3 protein-coding genes are annotated in these 2,390 nt (G+C 73.9%); 1 reads left to right on the top strand and 2 read right to left on the bottom strand.

Annotated features, from left to right (window positions below; translation table 11 throughout):
• A partial coding sequence (locus tag AC2W7G_RS13885) for a sigma factor (RefSeq protein WP_485868958.1) occupies positions 1-393 on the bottom strand: 393 nt, incomplete at its 3' end.
• A gap of 260 nt (positions 394-653) precedes the next feature.
• Here AC2W7G_RS13885 and AC2W7G_RS13880 point away from each other — a divergent pair.
• A complete protein-coding gene (locus tag AC2W7G_RS13880; protein WP_485868957.1) occupies positions 654-1,517 on the top strand; it encodes a manganese catalase in 864 nt (287 codons plus the stop codon).
• A gap of 36 nt (positions 1,518-1,553) precedes the next feature.
• On the opposite strand, the gene AC2W7G_RS13875 is transcribed toward AC2W7G_RS13880, so the two are convergent.
• A partial coding sequence (locus AC2W7G_RS13875) for a PASTA domain-containing protein (protein WP_485868956.1) occupies positions 1,554-2,390 on the bottom strand: 837 nt, incomplete at its 5' end.

Raw genomic sequence — 2,390 nt, 5'->3', positions numbered from 1 at the left:
GGCTCTGGCCCGTCTCGTCCCGCGCCGGCCCGTCCGCGGCGGCGATGCTGGCCTGGAGCGTCTGGATCCGGCGCGGCGGTCGCACGGTCCACCCCGGTCGCGGAAGTGCTTCTTCAGCTCGCCCAGGACGGTCGCCGTGGCGAACGAGGCGAGGTCGCCCCGCTCGGGGTCGTACCGGCGCCCCGCACCGACGAGCGCGAGCGCCGCGACCTGCTGCAGGTCGTCGTCGAGCCCTCGTCCGTGGTAGCGGCGGGCGAGGGCGGAGGCCAGCCCCAGGTGGCGACGGACGACCTCGTTCTCGGCGTCCCGGTGCGCGGTCGTGCCCGGCGGCGCTCCCTCCAGGAGGTGGGCGACCTCGTGCTGCGTGGTCCGTGCGGTGCGACTGCCTGACATCGACGTTCCCCCTCGTCGGGCGGCTGGCTCGGTCCCTCCATCGGACGTCCGCCCGCGGGGCTGCGCACCCCGGGATCCTCATCGTGGGACAGGCCGCCCGGACGCGTTACGCGGCTGCCCGGAACGGGTACAGGAGCGCCCGCGCGAGCACCGAGGCCGCTGCGGCGACGGACCACGACAGGTGCGCCCCGCGGTGTGACAGTCGGCACCGTTGGGGCACCCGGGGATCATCCGACACCTGCACCGCTCAGGAGGCACGCATGTTCACGCACCAGAAGGCACTGCAGTTCACCGCCAAGCCCGACTCCTCGGACCCGGCGTTCGCCCGGAAGTTCCAGGAGGTCCTCGGCGGCAAGTGGGGCGAGATGACCGTCGCGCTCCAGTACCTCTACCAGGGCTGGAACACCCGGCTGCCCGGCAAGTACAAGGACATGCTCATGGCGATCGGCACCGAGGAGCTCAGCCACGTCGAGATGATCGTGCAGATGATCGACCAGCTGCTCGACAAGCCGGCCCTCATGGCCGCCGACGACACGACCGGCTCGACCCAGGCCGGCGAGTTCGGCGCCCAGAACCCGCAGCACACCATCGTCAACGGCGGCAGCGCCTACCCGCACGACAGCAACGGCGTCCCGTGGAGCGGCGCGTTCGTGACGGCCAGCGGGAACCTCATGGCCGACTTCACGCTCAACGTCACCGCCGAGATGCAGGGACGCCTCCAGGTCGCGCGGCTGTTCCACATGACCGACGACCGTGGCGTCAAGGACCTCATCCGCTTCCTGGTCACCCGCGACCACATGCACCAGATGCAGTGGCTCTCGGCCATCGAGGAGCTCAAGGCCGACGGCCTGGACGGCGTGCCGACGCCCGAGGCGTTCCCGCTCGAGGAGGAGTTCGACGAGTTCAGCCGCACGTTCATCCAGGCCTCCGACGGCGAGGCGGCCACGGAGGGCTCGTGGGCGTCCGGCCCGGCCCCCGACGGCCGCGGCGACTTCCGCAGCGCGCTGATCCAGGCGACGGGGGAGTGGCCCGAGCTGGCCCCCGGCGACCCGCGGCTCTACGGCACCAACCCGCTGCAGGAGACCAAGGGCCTCATCGACAAGGCGAAGGACGCGCTGTCGTGAGCCGGCCCCGCGCGCATCACTTGAGCAACGGCGAGATCAGCGCCGTCGTCTGCACCCTGCTGGCCGTCGTCGTGCTCGCCGCCGGACCGGCGGGCGTGCCCGGCTCGCTGTTCCTGCTCGCCTGCGCCGCCTACCGGTGGCAGGAGGCGCGGTCGCGCCGCCCGGCGGTGCGGGTGCGCGGGCGGGCCCACGGATAGACCGGAGTCGAGGGAGGAAGCATCGAGGGGCCGTGGCGTCAGCCGCGGCCCTTTCCCTTGCCCTTGCCCTTCGCCCGGCCTTGCCGGGGGCCGAGGCCTTGCCGGGTCCGGGGCGCGTGGCGCGCGGCGCGGCGGAGGAGGTGCCCGTCGACGCCGACGCCGCGGCAGGTGCGCTCGTGGCGGGGGCCTGCACCGGTGCGATGGCGACGACGACCGGCACCGTGGTGCCCAGCGCCACCCGTCCGTCACGCTCGACGCTCAGCACGAGTCCGGCGCGCGACGCGCTCTCGTGCTCGTGACGCACGGGCACGAGGCCGAGTGCCTCGAGCCGGCGGGCGACGTGCTCGTAGCTGTGGCCCACGAGCGGTCGGGCGTCCAGGGCCACCAAGCCCGACGCCACGGACAGCTCCACGGTCTCGTCGTCGGCGTCCTCGGTCGGCTCGGGGGTCTGGGCCACGACCTGGCCCATCGGGGCGCGCGGGTCGTCGACGGCGACGCGCTCGACCGCGAACCCCTCCTCGCGCAGCAGGGAGCTGGCCGCCCCGACCGACATGCCGACGACGTCGGGCACCTCGGGGTCCGAGCCCAGCAGCTCGCGTCCGGCGAGCAGGGCGATGACGACGGCCGCGGCCGCTCCCGCGGCCATGGGCGCGGGGTGCGCGGACGAGTGCGGGTC

The organism is Aeromicrobium sp. PFPM2_SD2, from assembly GCF_057364525.1.
This window is presented reverse-complemented; position numbering and strand designations above follow the sequence as displayed.